Annotated in this window: 17 protein-coding genes; 13 read left to right on the top strand and 4 right to left on the bottom strand. The window is 49.6% G+C overall.

Annotation, left to right across the window (positions count from 1 at the left end; genetic code table 11):
• Window positions 1-27: 27 nt before the first annotated feature.
• The 10 genes from murG (at window position 28) to NDK19_RS08290 (ending at window position 11,977) form a co-directional block, all read left to right on the top strand.
• Window positions 28-1,128: an undecaprenyldiphospho-muramoylpentapeptide beta-N-acetylglucosaminyltransferase gene (gene murG / locus NDK19_RS08335; protein WP_250631413.1), complete on the top strand. Its 1,101-nt coding sequence runs from the start codon at window positions 28-30 to the stop codon at window positions 1,126-1,128.
• 6 nt (window positions 1,129-1,134) lie between these two features.
• A complete protein-coding gene (gene murC / locus NDK19_RS08330; protein WP_250631412.1) occupies window positions 1,135-2,532 on the top strand; it encodes a UDP-N-acetylmuramate--L-alanine ligase in 1,398 nt (465 codons plus the stop codon).
• A 3-nt stretch (window positions 2,533-2,535) separates the two neighbouring features.
• Window positions 2,536-3,297: a cell division protein FtsQ/DivIB gene (locus NDK19_RS08325; protein ID WP_250631411.1), complete on the top strand. Its 762-nt coding sequence runs from the start codon at window positions 2,536-2,538 to the stop codon at window positions 3,295-3,297.
• A gap of 44 nt (window positions 3,298-3,341) precedes the next feature.
• On the top strand, window positions 3,342-4,655 hold the full coding sequence (ftsA, locus tag NDK19_RS08320) for a cell division protein FtsA (RefSeq protein ID WP_262910300.1): 1,314 nt from the start codon (window positions 3,342-3,344) through the stop codon (window positions 4,653-4,655).
• Between the two features lie 32 nt (window positions 4,656-4,687).
• A complete protein-coding gene (ftsZ, locus tag NDK19_RS08315) occupies window positions 4,688-6,160 on the top strand; it encodes a cell division protein FtsZ (protein WP_250631410.1) in 1,473 nt (490 codons plus the stop codon).
• Between the two features lie 117 nt (window positions 6,161-6,277).
• On the top strand, window positions 6,278-7,420 hold the full coding sequence (locus NDK19_RS08310) for an AAA family ATPase (protein WP_250631409.1): 1,143 nt from the start codon (window positions 6,278-6,280) through the stop codon (window positions 7,418-7,420).
• A complete protein-coding gene (locus tag NDK19_RS08305; protein WP_250631478.1) occupies window positions 7,420-8,124 on the top strand; it encodes a DUF4276 family protein in 705 nt (234 codons plus the stop codon). The genes NDK19_RS08310 and NDK19_RS08305 overlap by 1 nt, the downstream gene beginning before the upstream one ends.
• Window positions 8,125-8,292: 168 nt before the next feature.
• Window positions 8,293-8,982 carry a DUF6882 domain-containing protein gene (locus NDK19_RS08300; protein ID WP_250631408.1) on the top strand — a complete coding sequence of 230 codons (690 nt, stop codon included), beginning with the start codon at window positions 8,293-8,295 and terminating at the stop codon, window positions 8,980-8,982.
• Window positions 8,983-9,030: 48 nt separating this feature from the next.
• Entirely contained in the window at window positions 9,031-11,154 is a 2,124-nt protein-coding gene (locus tag NDK19_RS08295) for a ComEC/Rec2 family competence protein (protein WP_250631407.1), read from the top strand.
• A gap of 598 nt (window positions 11,155-11,752) precedes the next feature.
• On the top strand, window positions 11,753-11,977 hold the full coding sequence (locus tag NDK19_RS08290) for a hypothetical protein (protein WP_250631406.1): 225 nt from the start codon (window positions 11,753-11,755) through the stop codon (window positions 11,975-11,977).
• A gap of 60 nt (window positions 11,978-12,037) precedes the next feature.
• Here NDK19_RS08290 and NDK19_RS08285 read toward each other — a convergent pair whose 3' ends face one another.
• The 4 genes from NDK19_RS08285 to NDK19_RS08270 form a co-directional block, all read right to left on the bottom strand.
• A complete protein-coding gene (locus NDK19_RS08285; protein WP_250631405.1) occupies window positions 12,038-14,248 on the bottom strand; it encodes a caspase family protein in 2,211 nt (736 codons plus the stop codon).
• Between the two features lie 21 nt (window positions 14,249-14,269).
• Window positions 14,270-14,779, bottom strand: coding sequence for a hypothetical protein (locus tag NDK19_RS08280; protein WP_250631404.1), 510 nt, complete (start codon window positions 14,777-14,779; stop codon window positions 14,270-14,272).
• Window positions 14,780-14,915: 136 nt separating this feature from the next.
• Window positions 14,916-16,073, bottom strand: a complete 1,158-nt coding sequence (locus NDK19_RS08275) for a DUF4407 domain-containing protein (protein ID WP_250631403.1) — start codon at window positions 16,071-16,073, stop codon at window positions 14,916-14,918.
• Between the two features lie 35 nt (window positions 16,074-16,108).
• Entirely contained in the window at window positions 16,109-17,227 is a 1,119-nt protein-coding gene (locus tag NDK19_RS08270; protein ID WP_250631402.1) for a phospholipase D-like domain-containing protein, read from the bottom strand.
• Between the two features lie 393 nt (window positions 17,228-17,620).
• Between NDK19_RS08270 and NDK19_RS08265 the strand changes: the two genes are divergently transcribed.
• From NDK19_RS08265 to NDK19_RS08255, 3 genes are all read left to right on the top strand, one after another.
• Window positions 17,621-18,361, top strand: a complete 741-nt coding sequence (locus tag NDK19_RS08265) for a DUF1707 SHOCT-like domain-containing protein (RefSeq protein WP_250631401.1) — start codon at window positions 17,621-17,623, stop codon at window positions 18,359-18,361.
• A gap of 62 nt (window positions 18,362-18,423) precedes the next feature.
• Complete coding sequence (locus NDK19_RS08260) at window positions 18,424-19,773, top strand: glucose-6-phosphate isomerase (RefSeq protein ID WP_250631400.1); 1,350 nt, start codon at window positions 18,424-18,426, stop codon at window positions 19,771-19,773.
• 4 nt (window positions 19,774-19,777) lie between these two features.
• Window positions 19,778-20,434, top strand: coding sequence for an alpha/beta hydrolase (locus tag NDK19_RS08255; RefSeq protein ID WP_250631399.1), 657 nt, complete (start codon window positions 19,778-19,780; stop codon window positions 20,432-20,434).
• Window positions 20,435-20,500 lie beyond the last annotated feature (66 nt).

Raw genomic sequence — 20,500 nt, 5'->3', positions numbered from 1 at the left:
GTCATTGAAAAATTAGTGTTGAAAAATATGCAGTTGCAAAAAGTCATCATCAGCGGAGGAGGTACCGGCGGACATATTTATCCGGCGATTGCCATTGCGCAGGCTTTGCAGCAACGCATACCCGACCTGCAACTGCTTTTCGTGGGTGCAGAGGGCAAAATGGAAATGGAAAAAGTGCCGAAGGCAGGCTATACCATCGTCGGGCTGCCGATTCGCGGCTTGCAGCGCGGGCAGTGGAAAGCCAATTTGACTTTCCCTTTCCGCTTGGCGGCAAGCCTTTGGAAAGCCCGCCGAATCTTGCGCGAGTTTCGCCCCGATGCCGTTATCGGCGTGGGAGGCTATGCCAGCGGGGCTATCGGGCAGGTAGCGGCTTGGAACAACGTACCGATTTTCCTGCAAGAGCAAAACGCCTTTGCGGGGCTGACCAACAAGTTGCTGGCAAAGTATGCACGGAAAATTTGCGTAGCCTATCCGGGCATGGAGAAATTTTTCCCCAAGGAGCGCATCGTGCTGACGGGCAACCCCGTGCGGCAAGATATTCAGCACTTGGAGGGCTTGCGCGAAAAGGCGGCGGCGCATTTCGGGCTGGCTGCCGACAGAAAAACCGTGCTGGTGCTTGGCGGAAGCCTTGGCGCACGCACCGTGAACCGCTGCATACAGAAAGAAGCCCTTCGGCTGTTGGATGGCGGCTATCAGCTCATTTGGCAAACGGGCAAAGGCTACTACGACGCGCTGCGGGCGTTGTTTCCGCCGCAAAAGGGGCTGTATATCAGCGACTTTGTGTATGAAATGCACTATGCCTATGCCCTTGCCGACGTGGTTGTTTCGCGTGCGGGCGCGCTTTCGGTATCGGAAATTTGCGTGGCGCAAAAGCCCTGCATCCTGATTCCTTCGCCCAACGTGGCGGAAGACCATCAGACCAAAAATGCCCTTGCCTTGGCAGAAAAAGGCGCGGCACTGATGGTCAAAGACAGCGAGGCGGAGGCACTGCTGGGCGATATGCTCATGCAACTGCTGGCAGATGAAGCCAAACAGGCGGCATTAAAAAATTCCATTCGCGCATTTGCCCGACCCGATGCGGCGGCGCAAATCGCAGAAGTAATTGTAAGTGAAATTGATAAAGCGTAAAAAAAGGTGTTAGCGAACATTCGTTTTGTGTATTTCGTCGGTATCGGCGGCATCGGGATGAGCAACTTGGCGCGTTGGTGCAAAGCCAACGGCTATGAGGTTGCCGGCTATGACCGCACCGCTACCCCGCTGACGGCTGCCTTGCAATCCGAAGGCATGGACATACACTTTACGGACGATGTCGCACTGATTCCCGCGCCGTTCCTTGAAAATCCGAAGGCAACTTTGGTGGTTTACACGCCCGCCGTTCCGAAAGACCATCGCGAGCTGAACTACCTGATTGCCAACGGTTTTGACTGCCGCAAACGCGCTGCCGTATTGGGACTGATTGCCAATGCCATGCGCTGCCTTGCCGTAGCGGGAACGCACGGAAAAACCAGCACAAGCAGCACTTTGGCGCACCTGATACACCACAGCGGCACGGACTGCGCGGCGTTTTTGGGCGGCATCACGCAAAACTACCAAACCAATTTCCTGCTCAATCGCGGGGAGGCAGCACAGGCTTGGGCAGTGGTAGAAGCCGACGAATACGACCGTTCGTTTCTGCACCTGCAACCCTTGGCGGCTGTCATCACCTCTACCGATGCCGACCATTTGGACATCTACGGCGAAGCCGACCGATTGCGGGAAAGTTTTACCGACTTTGGCAAACAGGTAAAATCGTTCCTGTTGCTGCACCGCTTGGCACAAGTGCGCCAAGCCGACTTTGCAAATGCGGAAGTTTGGCGATACGACGCACAATCTGCCGCAGGTTTGGACGTATGGGCGGAAAATATCCGCGTTGTGAACGGGCGCACCGTTTTTGATTGGGTGGTTCGCGGCAAAACGATGCTGAAAGATGCCGTGCTTGCCGTTCCGGGAATGCACAGCCTCAATAACGCACTGGCGGCTCTTACGCTGGCTTGGAAAGTGGCACAAATTGCGCCCGAAAGCCTTCGCGAGGCTTTGGCAACTTACAAAGGCGTGAAGCGTCGCTTTGAAATTTGCATAGAAACCGATGAGTTGGTGTATGTGGACGACTACGCTCACCATCCGACCGAAATAGATGCGTTTATTGCCGCCATGCGAATGCGCTACCCGAACCGCCATTTGACGGTCGTGTTTCAGCCGCATTTGTTTTCGCGTACCCGCGACTTTGCAGCGGGTTTTTCGGAAAGTTTGAGCCGTGCAGACCGCCTCATCTTGCTGCCGATTTATCCGGCGCGAGAGCTGCCGATGGAAGGCGTAACATCGGAACTGATTTTCCGTCGTGCCACCGTACAAGACAAACATTTGATAACCGAACAGGAACTGCTGCCGATGCTTCGGCAATTGGATATTGACTTGCTGGCAACGGTCGGGGCAGGCGATATTGACCGATTTGTGCCGCAAATAACAGAGACATTCACCCTTAAAACCGTTTGACCGATGCGCAGATTCAGACTCAAAAAACGGGCAAAAATTTTACTGACAGCCATTGCCATTTTTGCAGCTGTCGGCTTTGCGGGCAGGCATTACGCCCGCGTATCCAACGGGCAGGTACTCATTCAGCTAAATTATGCCGAAGAAGGGCAACTGCTCACCGAAAGCGATATAGAAGCAATTGTGAACGACTTCCGCCGCGGCGATTCGTTGGCAACCGAACCGGGTGCTATCAACTTGGTAGCATTAGAAAACCGCATCAGGCAATACAACTTCGTGGAAGACTGTCAGGTTTCCCGCGACCTGAAAGGCACGCTGGTTATCAACGTTACCCAGCGCAAGCCCGTTGCCCGCGTGATGCGCAACAAAGGCGGCAGTTACTACATTTCCGACGAGGGCAAAATGATTCCTACTTCGGATAAGTTCACTGCTCGCGTGCCTATTGTAACCGGCGAAGGCACAGACTCTCTCTCAAATTTGGATACGCTGGTGCAGCCCTACGGCAAAGCACTGCTGGAAGTGCTGAATTTCATTGATAAAGACCCTTTCTGGAAAGCACAAATTGCACAAATTGATATTGACAAAGACTTACACTTAACCTTTTACCCGACCGTAGGCGAACAGTTGATTGAGTTTGGCGAACCCGTTGATGTGGAGAAGAAATTCCGACGGTTGGCACTTTTCTACGAAAAAATTGTCCCTGCCAAAGGCTGGACGGCATACCGAAAAGTGAAGGTGGGCTTCAACAACCAAATTGTCTGCGAGTAACCCAAAATTGAACGCGTGAAAAATATTAATAAACATCTACCATTATGAACGACAAAATCATCGTCGGATTGGATATCGGAACGACCAAGATATGCGCCATCGTCGGTCGTTTAGACAATTTCGGCAAATTGGAAATTATCGGAATGGGTAAAGCCGAATCGCAAGGCGTGAAAGACGGCGTGGTATCCAACATCAGCAAAACGACCGTCAGCATTACGGAAGCCATTGCAGAGGCAGAAAAAACTTCGGGTATTGAAATCCGCGTGGTAAACGTGGGTATTGCAGGCAAGCACATCCGCAGCTACTTGCATCGAGGCAGCATTACCCGCAGCCGCAACGACGATGAGATTACCATTGAAGACGTAAACCGGCTCACCAACGACATGTACCGCACCGTAACCACGCCGGGCAGCGAAATTATCCACGTGATGCCGCAACACTATACGGTTGATTACGAGGAAAACATCAAAGACCCCGTAGGCATGGCAGGGGTGAAGTTGGAAGCCGATTTCCACATCATCACGGCGCAAACCAATGCGGTGAAAAACATCAAACGCGCCGTAGAGCGTGCCGGCTTGCAGATTGAAAACATTATCTTAGAGCCATTGGCATCCAGCCTTGCCGTTTTGAGCGAAGAGGAAAAAGAAGCGGGCATTGCCATTGTGGACATTGGCGGCGGCACTACCGACATTGCCATTTTCCACGACGGCATCATCCGCCACACTGCTGTCATTCCGTTTGGCGGCGAAATTATCACCAGCGACATTAAGCAGGGCTGTTCGGTTTTGGAAAGTCAGGCAGAGCAACTCAAAGTGTTCTTTGGTTCTTCGCTGCCTGCTGCTACGCCTGAAAACGTGATGGTGTCTATCCCGGGGCTGCGCGACCGTCCGGCAAAAGAAATTTCGGTGAAAAATCTGGCACGGATTATTGAAGCCCGCGTAGAGGAAATCGTGGAAATGGTTTATCTGGAAATTGTCCGTTCGGGCTATGCCAACAAGTTGGCAGGGGGCATCGTGCTGACAGGCGGCGGCGCCATGTTGCAAGGCATCCGCGAACTGTTTTCGCTGAAAACGGGCTTAGACACACGCATCGGCTATCCGAACGAACACCTCGGCAAGAGCAAACACGAAAATGTAAAAAGCCCGATGTTTGCCACCTCCGTCGGTTTGGTGCTGGCAGGCTTTATGACCATAGACGAGCGCGAAGACAACTATCTGAAGAGCCCGAAAATCAGCGGTGTGGAAGGCTACTCTTACGGCAGTGGCAGCAGCCGCCCTTCCGCTTCCAGTTTCTTCAGAGACATCCTTCAGAAAACCAAAGACTTACTGATTGATGACTTTGATGACGGTAAATATTAATCCCAGCCTTTCACACCAAACGACATACAACTATGAAAGAACTCAGATATGAATTTGATATGCTCACCAATAACGATTCCATTATTAAGGTAATCGGTGTGGGCGGTGGCGGCAGCAATGCGGTAAACCACATGTATCGTCAGGGTATTCGCGGCGTAGATTTCTACGTTTGCAATACAGACATTCAGGCGTTGCAACTCAGCCCCGTACCCAATAAGGTACAGTTGGGCGCTAACTTGACCGCTGGACTGGGTGCGGGAGCAAATCCCGAAAAAGGGCGCAATTCTGCCATTGAAAGCAAAGAAGAAATCCGCAAGATGCTGACGGGTAACACCAAAATGGTGTTTATCACTGCCGGCATGGGCGGCGGAACGGGTACGGGTGCTGCCCCCGTTATTGCTGAAATTGCCAAGGAAATGGGCATTCTTACGGTTGGCATTGTTACCGCGCCTTTCCAGTTTGAGGGCAAGCCCAAGCAAGCCCGCGCTGAGCAAGGCATTGCCGAACTGCGCAAGCATTGCGATACGGTTATTGTGATTCTGAACAACAAACTGCGCGAGATTTACGGCAATACCACCATGCGCGATGCGTTTAATCAGGCCGATAACGTACTGACCAAAGCGGCTAAGTCCATTGCCGAAATTATCACCGTGCCGGGGATTATCAACGTGGACTTTGAAGACGTGCGCACGGTAATGAAAGACTCGGGCGTTGCCGTGATGGGTTCTGCAAGTGCCGAAGGCGACAACCGCGCCCGCCGTGCCGTAGAGGCAGCCATCACCTCGCCACTGCTGAACGATACGGATATTTTCGGGGCAAAATATATTCTGCTCAGCATCATGGTGGGCGATGAGGATACTTTCCAATTCGAGGAGTTGGAAGAAATTACGCAGTACGTGCAGGAGCAGGCCGGCGAAAATGCCGAAATTATCTTCGGACAGGCAGTAGATGAGGCATTAGGCAAAGCCATCAGCGTTACGGTTATTGCTACCGGTTTCCAAGAACATCACGAACCTGAGCAACGCGCCGTTTATGACTTGGCAACAAGCAAGCGCATCCAGAATCCTGCCAAGGAATTGAACAAAAAAGTACCGCTTATTTTTGACAACGAAGCCGATTTCTTTGATAAAGACGAGGATGTGATTGCTCCACAGCCTAAACCCATGAAAACGGTACAGCCCAAAGCTCCCGAAAAAGTAGTTTATCGCTTAGACGGGGAGGAGTTGCCGCCGCCAATGGCGTTGGAATCGGACGAAGAACTGCGTCGTCGCCTGTTGGAAGAGCAATATAAATCGCGCTTGCAGCGTGTGGAAAGCGCCAAATCCATTCACGAACTGAGCAATCAGGAATTGAACGAAAAAAAAGATATACCGGCTTATCTGCGCCGCAATGTTAAACTCAACGATGTAGACCATTCTTCGGTCAATCCGGTTTCACGGATGAACATCACCGATGGCGACCACATGCTCGGCAATAACCGATTTTTGCACGATAACGTGGACTAAGCGACTGTTTTTTGCGTTGTATTTACCCTTATTTACGGAAGCCTGCCTCTGCCGAGTGCAGGCTTTTTTGTGCGGATAAAAATGTATAAGTTTGTTTTGAGTCAAAGAAAGTATGCGATGAAATTAAAATCTATCAGTTTAAAAGGCTACAAATCTTTTGACAACAGGCATGGAGCAACCATAGATTTTGGCGATATAACGGTGTTGTTGGGTGCGAATGGCGTAGGCAAAAGCAACTTAGTTTCCTTTTTCAGCATGTTGAACTACATGATGACAGGAGCCTTGCAGTCCTATATTGCCGAGCGAGGATATGCAGAATCATTTCTTTACTTTGGCACAAAACATACGCGCGAAATCAGTGCTTGCCTTACTTTTGAAGATGAACAGGCGAAAGATGAGTACCTATTCAGACTTACCCATGCTGCCGGGGATATTCTGATTTTTGCAGAAGAGCAAATCCGCTACCAAAAACATAATTCCGAGAAGCCGTTTGTCCTGACACTTAATCCGGGCGTTAGAGAATCCGATATTTTACAAATCGCTACGGGGAAAGATGCTAAACAGGCTGACAGGCAAACAGCCGCAACCGTGTTGCGGTTGCTGAGAAACTGTAAAGTGTATCATTTTCATGATACTTCGGCCTCTGCTCGCGTGCGAGGAAGAGGCTATATTGAGGATAATCAGTATCTGTACAGCGACGCAGGCAATTTGGCCGCCTTCCTCTACCGTCTCAAAGAAGATGCTGAAATGTTTCCGTACTATCGGAAAGTTGTACGTTATGTGCAAAAAGTTATGCCACAGTTTGGCGATTTTGACCTGCGCCCCGGCAGTTTAAATGACAAGTACATAGCGCTCAATTGGCGCGACAGTAGTTATCAGGAGCATCTTTTCGGCCCGCATCAGTTATCAGACGGTTCCTTGCGATTTATGTGTCTGGCTGCTTTATTGCTGCAACCCATCCGGCTTTTACCCCAAGTAATCATTTTAGATGAACCGGAATTAGGGCTTCACCCATCTGCTATCAGCTATTTGGCAGGTATGATAAAAGCGGCTTCGGTGCATGCGCAAATTATCATAGCCACACAATCTCCGCGATTGGTAGATGAGTTTGAACTCAGCGATATTGTTATTGTAGAACAAAATCGCCAAACACATGCAACTACGTTTCATCGGAAAAATGCTGTTGAATTAGCCGAATGGCTGGGAAATTACAGCCTTAGCGAGCTTTGGGAGAAAAACGTGATAGGAGGGCAGCCTTGATGAACGTTATTCGCGTAAATATCGTTGCCGAAGGACAAACCGAAATGGAATTCTGTCGGCAGGTATTGAATCCACATTTTAACCCCAAGGGTATTTTTATTGAGAGTCGTTGTGTAAAAACATCCCGTAACCGGCATAAAATATTCAGAGGCGGATCGTTGGATTATCAACGCGTCAAAGCCGATATAATGCGATGGATAAAAGAGGAAAAAAGTGGAGAGCCATACTTTTCTACCATGTTTGACCTGTATGCGCTTTCTGATGATTTTCCCGGATTTCAACAAGCACAGCACATAACAGACCCATACCAAAAAGTCGCTTTTTTGGAGAATGCCTTAAAGCAAGACCTTGGCTATCGCAAGTTTATTCCCTATATCCAATTGCATGAATTTGAATCGCTGCTGCTGGCTAATCCTGATTCACTGCTGTTGGAATACCCTGATAAACGGGATGCAATTGAACAGTTGAAAGCAGTTGTAGCGCAGTATGAGGGCAATCCTGAATTGGTGAATGAAGGGAAGGAAACGGCACCGTCAAAGCACATTATCCGATTGATACCTGAATATGAAGGAAACAAGGTGTCGGTTGGAGCAATTTTACCCGGTATTGATTATTTGGAAGCAGCCCAAAAATATTGTCAGCATTTTCGGGAATGGCTATCACAAATTGAACAACTCCGTTTTCATGCGACTGCCGGCCTTTGAGGAGTTCTTTGCCCACTGCAAACCTCCGATAAAATACGCTTGCTGCTGAATAGGTGGAAGAGGATTCTTGCAGACAGAATGTAGCTGCCAACAACGCGGAAATCGGCAAGAAACCAATAGCTTTGCGGTCTGATGCTGCCCAAAAGCAGCGATTAACTTTGTACAAAAATGACAGTAAACACATCGTTGCATACAGCACCCTGCCAAACCGAGCAGGAACTGATAGAGCGCTACGGCGCGATTGCACTTGAAAAACAAACCGCTTTTTATCAAATCATTGGCAATCAGCCATGGCATATTAACGTAGAGGGTTCGCATGTTATTTTCGGCAGCAATCTGGTATGTCCTATCCAAGTAATAGGTACCTACATTCCTGATTCTCAGGCGTGGCTGTATGCATGGGCAAATCCTGCCGGCAATTTTCCCGAAGCGGTGCTGTCTCATGCTCGACAGTTGAAAGAATACGGCGAGCGTTATAACAACGATTTCCTGCGTTATCACGGCTTCCAAGCTACCGAAAACGATGTGCATAAATTAGGTTTGATAGCTTCGGGAATGTTTAAAGCGACGGGCTATTTCATTGCCGATTTGGGAGATACTGCACTGTTGCTGACCGTTTACAACGCCAGAGTGCCCAACAGAACCAAAGAAGACCTTGGCGCTATACCGGATATCTTTCCTGCTATTTGCAACCTGTTCCCGATGAATCAGCGCAGTGCATTCCTGCAATATTTGGTAGCCAAAGGACTGGAATACGGCGAAGACGGCGATACGGTTACAGCGCTTAAAAACGATGTGAGCATTGTTGCCAAATTTGACGAAAACGGCCGAATGACAAATTTAGAAGCCACAGCATAAAAATATTTTTACCATTGCTTAATTTTAGCCATTCACTCTCCACGGCGAATGGTATTTAAAAGCAACTGGGAAAGCCTGCCTTTTCTACGGGTGGCATTGCTTGTGATTGCAGGCATCATATGTGCCCGATATATGCCTGCGGGTATATGGTATGCCGGTACTTTTGCCACAGCCGTTATTGCATATTTATGGTGTTACAGGTTGGTTATGCGTCGTGCGCGTGCAGCCAACCTGTTTTATATAGGGGCGACGGTAAGTGTTTATATAGCCTTTTTTAGCTTCGGTGCACTGCGCATGTGGCAAGTTGAGCCACGCGAGCGCATGAGCCTACACGTGCCGGACAGCCTTGTGAAGGCCTATGAGGCAGATATTATTTCTCCCGTGAAGCCAAACACCAAAGGCAACAGCAACTTGACAGTGCAGTTGGTGCGCGTAAAAACCGACAGTGGATGGTTGCCTGCCAATGCCAAAGTGCAACTTTCTGTACAGGCCGACAGCGCCAACGCGGTGCTTTCAGGTTACGGCAACCGATTGCTCATTATAGGTGCGCCGCAACCGATTGAGCCGCCTAAAAATCCTGACGGTTTTGATTACAGGCAACTGATGCGCAACAAAGGCATTGCTTATCAGCACTTTGTAAAAGCAGGTCAATGGCAGTTGCTGCCCTATGAGCCACCATTCAGTCTGCGTGGTTTAGCGCTGCGCATACAAAAATGGGCAGACCACACGCTGGAACAGGCCATGAACAGCCCTATGGAAGCAGGGCTGGCATCGGCACTCATTATCGGCCTGAAAGATGAGTTGGATGAGACATTGCTGCGAGCCTATGCGGCTACGGGTATTATGCACGTGCTGGCAGTTTCCGGACTGCACGTGGGTATTCTGTTCACCATTCTTAGCTTTGTATTGAAGCCATTGCAAAACCATCCGCAAGGTAAATATGCTTTTGCGGGTATTGTATTGCTTGTGCTGTGGAGCTATGCGCTCATTACAGGGCTTTCTCCTTCGGTCATGCGGGCGGCGCTGATGTTTTCGCTGCTCAATGTAGGGCAGTTGCTGTTCGGGCGGCGCAATTCCTCGTTCAATACGCTGGCGCTCTCTGCCGTTATTTTGCTGGCATATGACCCGCTGATGTTGTTTCAGGTCGGTTTTCAGTTGTCTTATGCCGCTGTGGCCGGTATCATGTACTTTTACCCGCGCTTTTATCGCCTTTGGGAGTCCCGTTATTGGCTGACGGATAGAATCTGGCAAATTACGTGTGTATCGGTGGCGGCGCAATTGGCTACCTTTCCTCTGGGGATATACTATTTCCATCAGTTTCCCAATTACTTCCTGCTGTCCAATCTGTTTGCCATTCCGTTAGCTTTTTTTATTTTGAGTGGCGGGCTGGCAGTATTGGCTTTTTCTTGGAATAATTTTTTAGCAGAATTGTTGGGATGGATGCTCAAATGGTTGGCTTGGTTGAATAATTATTTGGCTTTCATGGTAGAATCGCTGCCGTTTTCGGCAACCCAAACATTGTACATCAATCAGGCAGAATTGATGGCTATTTATGGTGCAATTATTTCCATCACAGTATTTTTTGTTGTCAGAAAGCAATTTTGGCTCGCAGCAGCTTTTACATGTGCACTTGTCATAAGCATTGCTACGCTGATGCAGCGACAGGAGAATGAGCGTTTGCTGGCGGTTTTTCATACAGCCCGACATTCGTCTGTTTTATGGATAGGGCAGGGGCAAAGTCTGTTACAGGCAGACAGCAGTTTGTTGGCACAGCCGCAGCAAATCCGCTATGCTTTTGCCGATTTTTTGCTCAAAAGAGGCATCAATTGGGAAAACATGCCTGTTGCAACGCTGGGCAATGCGGATACGCTTGTTGCTATGCGCAGATTGTCGGGCGGATTTCTTTACAGAAAAAACGGCATTACGGTATTTTACCTACGGCAGCGTGTTCGTAAGCTCCCTATGCCTCCGTGTGATGTATTGCTGATAGCCAATAATGCCTTGCGCAGCTTGCAAACGATTTCCAAGGAGCAATTGCACAAGATTCGGCACGTGGTGTTAGACGGCAGCAACAGCATCCGCACGGCGCGCCAACTCAAACGGGAGGCAGCAGAATTGGGTGTTCCCTGCCATGCGGTTTCGCTGGACGGCGCTTTTTTATGGCAATATTAATCACGCAACTTTTCTGTATGATGTAGTTTTACTGATTTTTTTATCAAAATTACGAAATATTTTATTGAGTAACTCAATTGATCAAAATTAACAATTAAATATTTGATAATCAGTAATTTACAAGCAAACCTCAAATAATTATACACGCCTTTATACGCTTTTTACTATTGCCTGATGCCTTTCCCAACAAGCCGGAGCGGGCAAGCTTTGGCTTTGAAAAACATTCTGGCCCAGAGGACAGTTGCGCATTATGCAGAGGTGAAGCATGTGAGCGGCATCGGATTAGGCAACAGTGCCGCAGACTTGGCTATTTGGCAATGGGCAAAGAAAGGCGCATTCACAATTGTTATACTCAAACCTGAAAGGTTTTCAAAACCTGTCAGGTTTAAGTAGTTGTTTTTCAATAACTTACAAAAAGCATTTTTGCAAACCACTTACGCTTTTGTATACCAATGATGCGGATTTTCAGGACTTTGTCGTTCTATACGGCTATCCGCCCAAGGTAAGGTATTGCTGCTGCGCACCGGCAATCAAAGTACAGCCTTCCTCTGCCGAATGCTGATAGAAAAACAAGCAGTCATTGCGGCTTTCATGGCAGATGAGGAATTGGGTATATTGGAAATTTACTGACGGTGGCAAGCGGCAAAGTCGCGACCGCAGCACATATGACTTTGCTTTGGCTTGTTTTCTGATTGAACAGGGCAGAACCGATGAGCAGATTCTTGCCGTCCTGCAACGCAAATCGGAAAAAGCCACCGCCCGCCGCGATGCGGAACGCTACCTGAAAATGACCATCGCCAAGGCAAGGCAGCGGAAGGGATAGAAACATCGAGGATGCAGTGCGCTGCGTCCTTTAACCCTGACGTAATTCATTTTACACACACTACTGCCCCATACTTACAAACACCTGCCGCCGGATTTGCCAACTGCCAGTCAGAGATGCTGACCGCGTTTCGGAACTGCCCAGCAGCAAATCTGACAGCGGATGCTCGGCGGCGCGTGTCTGTACGCCTTTTTGTTGTAGCAAAAACGGGTCGGGCAGCGGTTCGTGCGTCAGCAGGGTGATGTAAGTATCCGCACCGAAGGGCGGCGTGATGCGCAACAGCCGCTCCGAACCCAAAGCAATGCTTTCGGGGTGTTCGTCCGCAGCAGGCAGAAAGTTTTCCACATTGCCGCTGCGCGGATACAGCAGCGATGTGTTGCCTTCGCTGTCCAAGACAAACACATACACCCACGACCGCCTGCCGCTCCACGAAGCAGCCGCAACCGTATCCAATTGCAGCCGCAGCCCAAAGGTTTGCCCTGTACGCAACGTATCGCTTCGGTGGATTTGCCCCGTTTGGGCATTAACCAATACCAACCGATAAGGGAACGGATGATCTTCCGGCGGGTTTTCTATGGTCAACAGGTTTTTGATGCGCGCCAACTGAACCAAATAATCGCCCAGCGTTTTGTTGAAATTGGCTTCTTGCAATCCTATCAGGGCGGAGGTCTTCGGCATGGGGCTTGTGTCTGCCCCTGCGGCTTGGCGCAACCAACCGTAGCGAAGTTCGCCGTTGTGATAGAATCCCCCCAACACATAGTCAGCCGTTTGCTCATCGGCAAATCGTATGACGTGTTGATTGACATCTTTTTGCAGCTTTTCCGCTGCGGTTTGCGGCAGGGGCAAGAGCCAATAAACAGCACTGCCTGCTGCCCCTTCCAAAGTAAGGCGGTCTAAGGCTGCCTCTTGCGCAAGCACGTTGCCCGCCGCATCCTGCAACTGCCACGTTTGGTTGCGATACAGCACGGCAAAAGGCGCTTGGCTGCTTTCCGAAAATTGGATGTTGTACAGGGCAGCCCGTCGGGAAAAGTCGGCTGCCTCTTTTGCCAATTGCTCGGCATCTCGGGCAATCAGGGGTAAGCAGAGGCGCAAACGGCTGCGCTCGGGCACTGTGCGGCTGACCGCCTCCCACGCATCGCCGATTTGAATGCGGCGCGCATCGCCTTGTTCCAACTCGCAAAGCGCGCGATTGCCCCCCAACAACTGTTTGACGCGCAAACGCGGCTCTGCCGACAGGCTCAACGGCTGTTTGCCAAAGGGTTTGAGCAATGTGTTTTCGTAAATACCCAGCACCGGACCGCCCTCAATGACAATGCCCTTATCGGTTTTGGCGGCAACGGTTACCAGAATCGGCGATTCTTCATCCGTACCTTCGGTCGCCTGCGGGGCGATGAGCGGCTGTCGGCGGCGCTGTTCGTTGCCCAGCAGCACGGGTTCTTGTTTCAGACCAAGGGCTTTCAGGCGGGCACGGGTGCGCAGGAAAAGTTCCCGTACCGATTCGCGCCTGCCCGATTCGCGCATGGCTTGCATGAGCGCGTAAGTGAATGCCCCGTGCGGGTTGCCTTTGGCATCGTAGTACTCTTGTGCAGGCTGAAAATCCTGTGCGGCGGTGAGTACCAACACGCCCGCAGCTTCCAATGGCGGCGACTCTGAGGCATCTTCCAACACCACGCCCGAAGGTGCTGCTTTGCGAATTTTGCCCACGCTGCCCCCTGCGGCGCGTGTTACCGAACCGCTGTGGCAACTGTCAAAAATAACGGTAACCTGTACGCCCGCTTGTGCGGCGGGATACACCATGCGGGCAATTTCCTTGTCGCGGATGTCGTAGAGTTTGCCGTCTAAGTTGCCGCGCCAAGCATCGGCAGGCACAATGGTTTCGTCCATTTTGTCAGGCTCGGGCGAAAGCGGATTGCTCACCTGCGAACCGTGCCCCGCATAGTAAATGATAACTTGGTCGCCCGCTTTGGCGCGCTGCAAAACTGCCTGCAACTCTTTGAGGATGCGTTCGGCGGTTGCCTCGCCGTTGAGCAAGATTTGCATATCGGCGGTGCGGAAACCGTAGCGGGCTTTGAGCAACATCTGAAACGCTAAGGCATCGTTTACCGCCCCGTCCAAATCGCCGAAGCCCCGCCCGCTTGCGGCTAATTGCTTGTCTTCGGGTCTGTACTTGTCAATGCCGATGATGAGCGCATGGCGGCGAGGTTTTTGCGCCGCGCCGACAAAAACAATCCCGAAAAGGGCAAGCAGGCAAAGGATACGAACCGTCATCATGAGCAGGTTACATTCTAAACGCTAATTTCTGAAAATATTGTCAATCTCGGGGCGGGCGGATTTGCCTTGCAGGATGTTAAGAAAATCTTCCATATTGCTGCGTCCGGACATTGTAATAAAATTTTCTTCATGTCCGTGTTGGTCAATCACAATCATACAATCGCTGCTGCCGTCGGCATAACCTTTAAAAATAACCTTTGCCGTATTGGCAAACTGACTTATATACCCGTGAAACTCATAAGAGAACTTATCTTGCACTTTGAAACGGTTCACTTCTTTGGTAAACGACATCCGGTGCGAACGATTCAAATCATGCCACTCAATAGCTTTTTTGATGCTTTGTATCAGTACATTTGTGCCCGAAGGTCCGACATAATACGCCTCTGTAATGCTCCATCCTTTTTTCGTTTCCAAATATCTGCCGCCGTTACTCAATTTGACTACTGTAATACTTTGCTGCGCGGTTGCAACCGACTGTACGGCAAATAGCAAGACTATAATTAAAAACTTGATTTTCAGTGTTTGATACATTTTGATTGGCTTTTGTAAAACTGCCTACTCTATCAGCTTTTCGGCTTCCGCTGCCTGTTTTGAGGGACTTTCGGCGTTGGTGTCCTGTGGTTTAATACCGCCGTTCGGCAAACGTTCCCTGTTTGATTGAAAAAAATTACGTCCTTACGTTACTAATCATCTTAGCAGCAGCGCTTTGCTTAAACTCCTGCAACTGCTCCTGTGCAAGTTCCAACTGTGTTTGCGCAATCATCCTGCTCAATTGTTCATTTGCTTTACGTTCGGTTTCTACCATATTCTGATTGGCTGTTACCAAAATTTGGTATTCACGTTGGCAGTTGTTGTACATACGGTCAATAGCTAATTTAACACGGTCGTACAGGCGATTTTCGTGCATTTCCAGCAGGAAATCGTAAGAACAGGCTGCCGAAAACATTTTAATCAGAATGGGGGCGATTTCAATGGTCATCAGCAGAGCTACGAGCAGCCACGAAGCCCACCAGATAGCCGATTCCTTTTGTTTAAGACGTTCCATTGCCTCTATGCGTGCCAGCAGTCCGTTGTATCCCATGCCGTTGCCGTTGCCCCAAGTTTCTGCCTCTCTTTCTATCTGTGCCATAATTTCATTGATACGGGCGCGATTCCGAGCAATGTTCGGGTCATTTTGGGCACGCAGTTTTTGCAACGCTGCACCTGCCGCATCGGCGGCAGCTCTTTTGGCGCGGCAGACCGGTCCGCAACCGTAGCGCCCCGTTCCCCCGCTGCCGTCGGCTTCTGCCAGATAAATACGGGTCAGTTCTTTGTAGTTGGCTTCGGCTTGCTCAATTTCAGCCTGTTGTTTTTCGTTTTCGGCTTGCAGTCTGTTGAGTTCCTCTCTGTATTTTGCCGTGATGGCACCTTTGAAGCCTTCCTGTTTCTCCTGTGCCATTACCTGCATTTCGGCAGCCACTTCCGACTCAAACACTTTGAGTTTCAACGGATAAGAAATCACATAACCCAAAAAAAGTGCAAGCACTATCCGAACTAATGCCGCGCTGCTGTCATTGGCAGGACGAAACGTCCGCTTGCGCATGACCGAAACAATAAAGCGGTCTAAGTTGAAAACCACACAACCCCACACAAATCCTACGGCAATGGCTATGGGGTAAGACTCAAAAATGCTGTACAGCGCATAGGCAGACGATAGCCAACCTAAGAAGGCAGTGGCTACTACCGCACCGCCAATACCTACAAAACGCGCTTCATCGCTGCGGCATTCGGGACGGTTTAATATTTCAAGGTTAGCACCTGAGGCAAATAAAAGAAACTTTTTCATGGCTTTGGGGATATTAGATTTGGGTTATGTTCTGATTATTTTGTCAATGATTTGAGCATGGCAGACAGGCGGCGAATGGAAGGCACGCGCCACATGTGTGCTAATTCTTTGGCACCAAGGCTGAAGCGCGAAGGCAGCGGAATGACATCGTATCCCACATCAGTGCGAATATGCACCTGCGGCATCGGTACTTGAATATGGCTGATTTCCACGCGCTTAAAAACCCGCACCATGCGGTTGCTTTGCGTTTGTCCGCCCTTGTTGACGGCTGTCAGGGTGAACTGTGTTTCGTGGACAGGGGAAAGTTCCATCTCGCCGTGGCTATTGAGGGCGATTACCTGCCCTAATTCGCCCGTTAGCCATACCTTTTCCGCACCTGTGGTTTCCCATTTGAGGCGCACAACCTCGCCTTGCAGAATAGCCTGCTTATCAATCTGAAAGCTGACCGATGGCGGCGGCAACAACTCTACGGACAAGGTTTTGCGCACCGTGTAACCGTTACCGACGGCTTCCAGCACAAACTCCCGACGGTATTCGGCGGTGAATGTGCAGCTATCTTCAGGATTTACCGCCTTGCCGTTCAAACGCACTTGGGCGGCATTTTTTACCAACCACTCTACTTTAACTTCCTGCCCTTGCCCAACTTGTGGTGTAGCGCTGTACAGCCATGCAAAAGGTCTGTCAGTGGCGGCATAGCTTTCCGTTGCGCCCTTTTTGATACGCAGAAACTCCTGCTCGTAGGCAATTGCCGTATCTGCGTCGTTGATAACGACCAGATTTTCCATGAAACTGCTGCGTGCCCCGTTTGTCCAATTGTAAGAACCTGTCAGCACTTTGCGGCGGTCTATCACGCAAAACTTGTGGTGCATCAATCTGCCACCCTCATAATCCGTTCCAACCATGTGCACCTCTGCACCTTGTTGCATCAGGCTTTTGAGCGAAACGGCAGCGTACTGATTTTTTTCCCGGTCGTTGGCAAGAATGACTTCTACGGCAACTCCTTCCGCTGCTTTTGCACATAGTGCGGCAACCAATTGCTGGTCGGTTATCCATGCAACAGCCGCCCGAATGCTGTACCGTGTGCTGCGAATCTGTTCAATAATCGCCTGTGCGATTTCCTGATTGAAATAAGATGCGTTTTTTTCCGTTCTCATATGGTTTAATACCGCCGCAGGACAAAACGTTCCGCTTTTGCTGCAATTTTTTTCTAAAACACTCTTTCAGTTGTTGTAAAATGCTGACGGAGATTAAAAAGCAGCACTAACATTTTTGTGGGAAAATGTTAGTGCTATGTAAAATCTGTATTGTTATCGGGCAATGCTGTTATACATAACCCTGACAGGTCTAAAAAAAGTCAGGTTTAAATGCTTGTTTTTCAGTAATTTACACGAGCATTTTGCAAACCTCTTGCGCTTTTGTATGTCGTTCTTGCTTGGTACAGATAGTAAGGGCGGAAAAATTCGCCCTTACTTTTTTTGCATCTTGCGCAGCAAAACCCAAAAGGCAGCTTTGGCGTATGATTGTTTAATCCGTTACCATCATGTCAAATGAGCCGACCTGCTTCACACACGCCGACAGCCACTAAAACCATTTACGGGCTTCCCAAAAAAATGGAAGAAGTCATTCAGGCACTGCAAACTGCCTTTGCCGAACAAAATCTGGATGAGCGAGAATACGAAAGGCGTTTACAGGAGGCCATGAAAGCCGAATGTATTGAGGATTTAGAGCCTGTGCTTTCCGATTTTCCGAAGGCTATTCGGCATAAAATTTTTCCGCCCGCACAGCAGCAACCGCAGTTTGTGCAGGAAACGCCCTATGATTATCCTGCCAATTCCTCACAGATGCCTAACGGCATGCTGCAAACCATTTTCAACAATGACAAGCAGGAAATAGCGGTGCTGGACGAGCGCCCCGTGAAATGCACCGCCCTTTTCGGTACGCAGAAAATTGATTTCCGTACTGCACAAGTCGTTGGCAATCAATTCAGAATACACATTGAAAGCTATTTCAGCGAAACGACAATAGACCTTCGCAACGAAGCAATAGCAGGTAAACACTTAGATATTGTCATTACGGGCGGGCTGAGTGCCGTGAAAATATTATTACCGCCTGTCCCCACCATCCAAAGGGCTGTTCAACTTGTGTTGAGCGAGTTTCAGGTGAAGGATAAACGCCGCAGTTGGTTAGACAGGCTCACGGGAAAACCTGCGCCTCTTTCTAACGAATCGCCTTGTATTGTACAGGTACGCGGCAATTTCTTTTTAGGCGAAATTCAGGTGCAGTATTGATGCGCGTCCGATTTAGTTAGGACGAAAATTTTATCTTTGCCGCGCACACTGAACGCAAAGAAATGGAACCACTGAAAATTGACATCAGCAAAACCTTAGAGTTTTTGCTCTATAAAGATATTTCCCGCTATCAGGCAGAAATAGACCAACACCACGAAGCCTTGCGCAACCGAACAGGTAAAGGCAGCGATTTTTTGGGATGGGTCAATCTGCCGAGCAGCACAAGCGAGGATTTGCTTAGCGAAATAGAGGCTGCCGCCCGCCGTATGCAGGAAATCGCCGATATTTTTGTTGTAGTAGGCATAGGCGGTTCTTATCTGGGTGCCAAAGCAGTGATTGATGCCCTTTCACACCATTTCAGCCCGTTATTGAGCAAGGAGCAGCGCAAAGCCCCGCTGGTAATTTTTGCCGGGCAGAATATTTGCGCCGACTACCACGCCGACCTGATGGATATTTTGGCAGATAAAAGCTATGCAGTAGCCGTAATTTCTAAGTCGGGAACAACTACCGAGCCTGCCATTGCCTTCCGCCTACTGAAACAGGATTTGGAAAAACGCTACGGCAAGGAAGGCGCACGCGAGCGCATCATTGCCGTTACTGACCCTGAGTCGGGGGCACTGCGCAAAATGGCGACACAGGAAGGCTACCAAACCTTCTCCATCCCGCCCGATGTAGGGGGGCGCTTTTCGGTGCTTACCCCCGTAGGGCTGCTGCCGATTGCCGTGGCAGGTTTTGACATCCGCCAACTGATGGCCGGCGCACGCGACATGGAATTACATTCCCAAAAATACAGCGATATGAACCAAAACCCCGTTTCGCTGTATGCGGCCGTGCGCAATGCACTCTATCGCCGCGGCAAAAACATTGAAATTTTGGCAACTTATCACCCGCGCCTGCAATACCTTGTGGAGTGGTGGAAACAACTCTACGGCGAAAGCGAAGGCAAAGACCTGAAAGCAATATTGCCTGTTGGTGTCGGCTTCACAACCGACCTGCACTCCATGGGGCAACTGATTCAGGACGGGGAGCGCAACCTGTTTGAAACCGTTATTTCCGTTGCCAAAACCCGCCGTCAGGTTATCATCCCGACCGATGCCGAGGATTTGGATAAACTCAACTATTTGGCAGGGAAAGACATGCACACCGTTAATAAAATGGCTGAAAAAGGCACCTTGCTTGCCCACATAGAAGGCAACGTCCCTAATTTGGTCATTGAAATTCCGACCATCAGCGAGTACTATATCGGGCAGTTGTTCTACTTCTTTGAAAAAGCCTGTGCCATCAGCGGCTATATTCTGGGTGTCAATCCGTTTGACCAGCCCGGGGTAGAGGCTTATAAGGTCAATATGTTTGCCTTGTTAGGCAAAGCAGGTTACGAGGAGTTGGCTAAAACCCTGCGCGAGCGTTTGTAAGCCGATGGAAGACATTGCACAACACAATGCCGTTTTCAATTTTAATGCCCGCTACTACACGTGGGGCACACTTTCGGCACAGACAGAGAAAATCTGGTGGGTTATGCACGGCTACGGGCAATTGGCCGCCTATTTTGTCCGAAAATTTGCTCATTTAGACTCTGCCACCAACTACATCATAGCACCGCAGGGGCTTTCCAAGCACTACCTGAAAGGCTTTGAGGGCAGGGTAGGGGCAGTTTGGATGACCCGTGAAGACCGCCTGAACGATATAGCCAACAATATGCACTATTTGCAGGCAGTATATGCGCTGGAATCGGCCAAACCGCATTTCCAACATGTACCGAAGGTGTACATGTTGGGCTTTTCGCAAGGGTGCGCCACGCTTTGCCGTTGGCTGGCACACAGCAAAGTGCCCTATAATCGCCTGATTATGTGGGCAGGAGAAATGCCCGCCGATGTGCTGTCAAACGTACACGAAACACCTATTCCCTCGCGTGAATTGTTTTTTGTGTACGGCAACCGCGATGAGCTGATTCCCGAAGGTGAAGCCGAAAAACATTTTCATGCTTTGGAAAGTATTGGCTTGCGTCCGCAGGTAGTTAATTTTGAAGGCGGACATGAAATGCCTGCCGACATCATTTCCTTTATCAGCGAATAGCGAATTAGCTGCTTTTTTTGTAATTATGCGTAGATGAAGATTAGGTTAAATCTTTCATGACGGCAT

This window comes from Rhodoflexus caldus, assembly GCF_021206925.1.
Lineage (GTDB): Bacteria > Bacteroidota > Bacteroidia > Cytophagales > Thermoflexibacteraceae > Rhodoflexus > Rhodoflexus caldus.
This window is presented reverse-complemented; position numbering and strand designations above follow the sequence as displayed.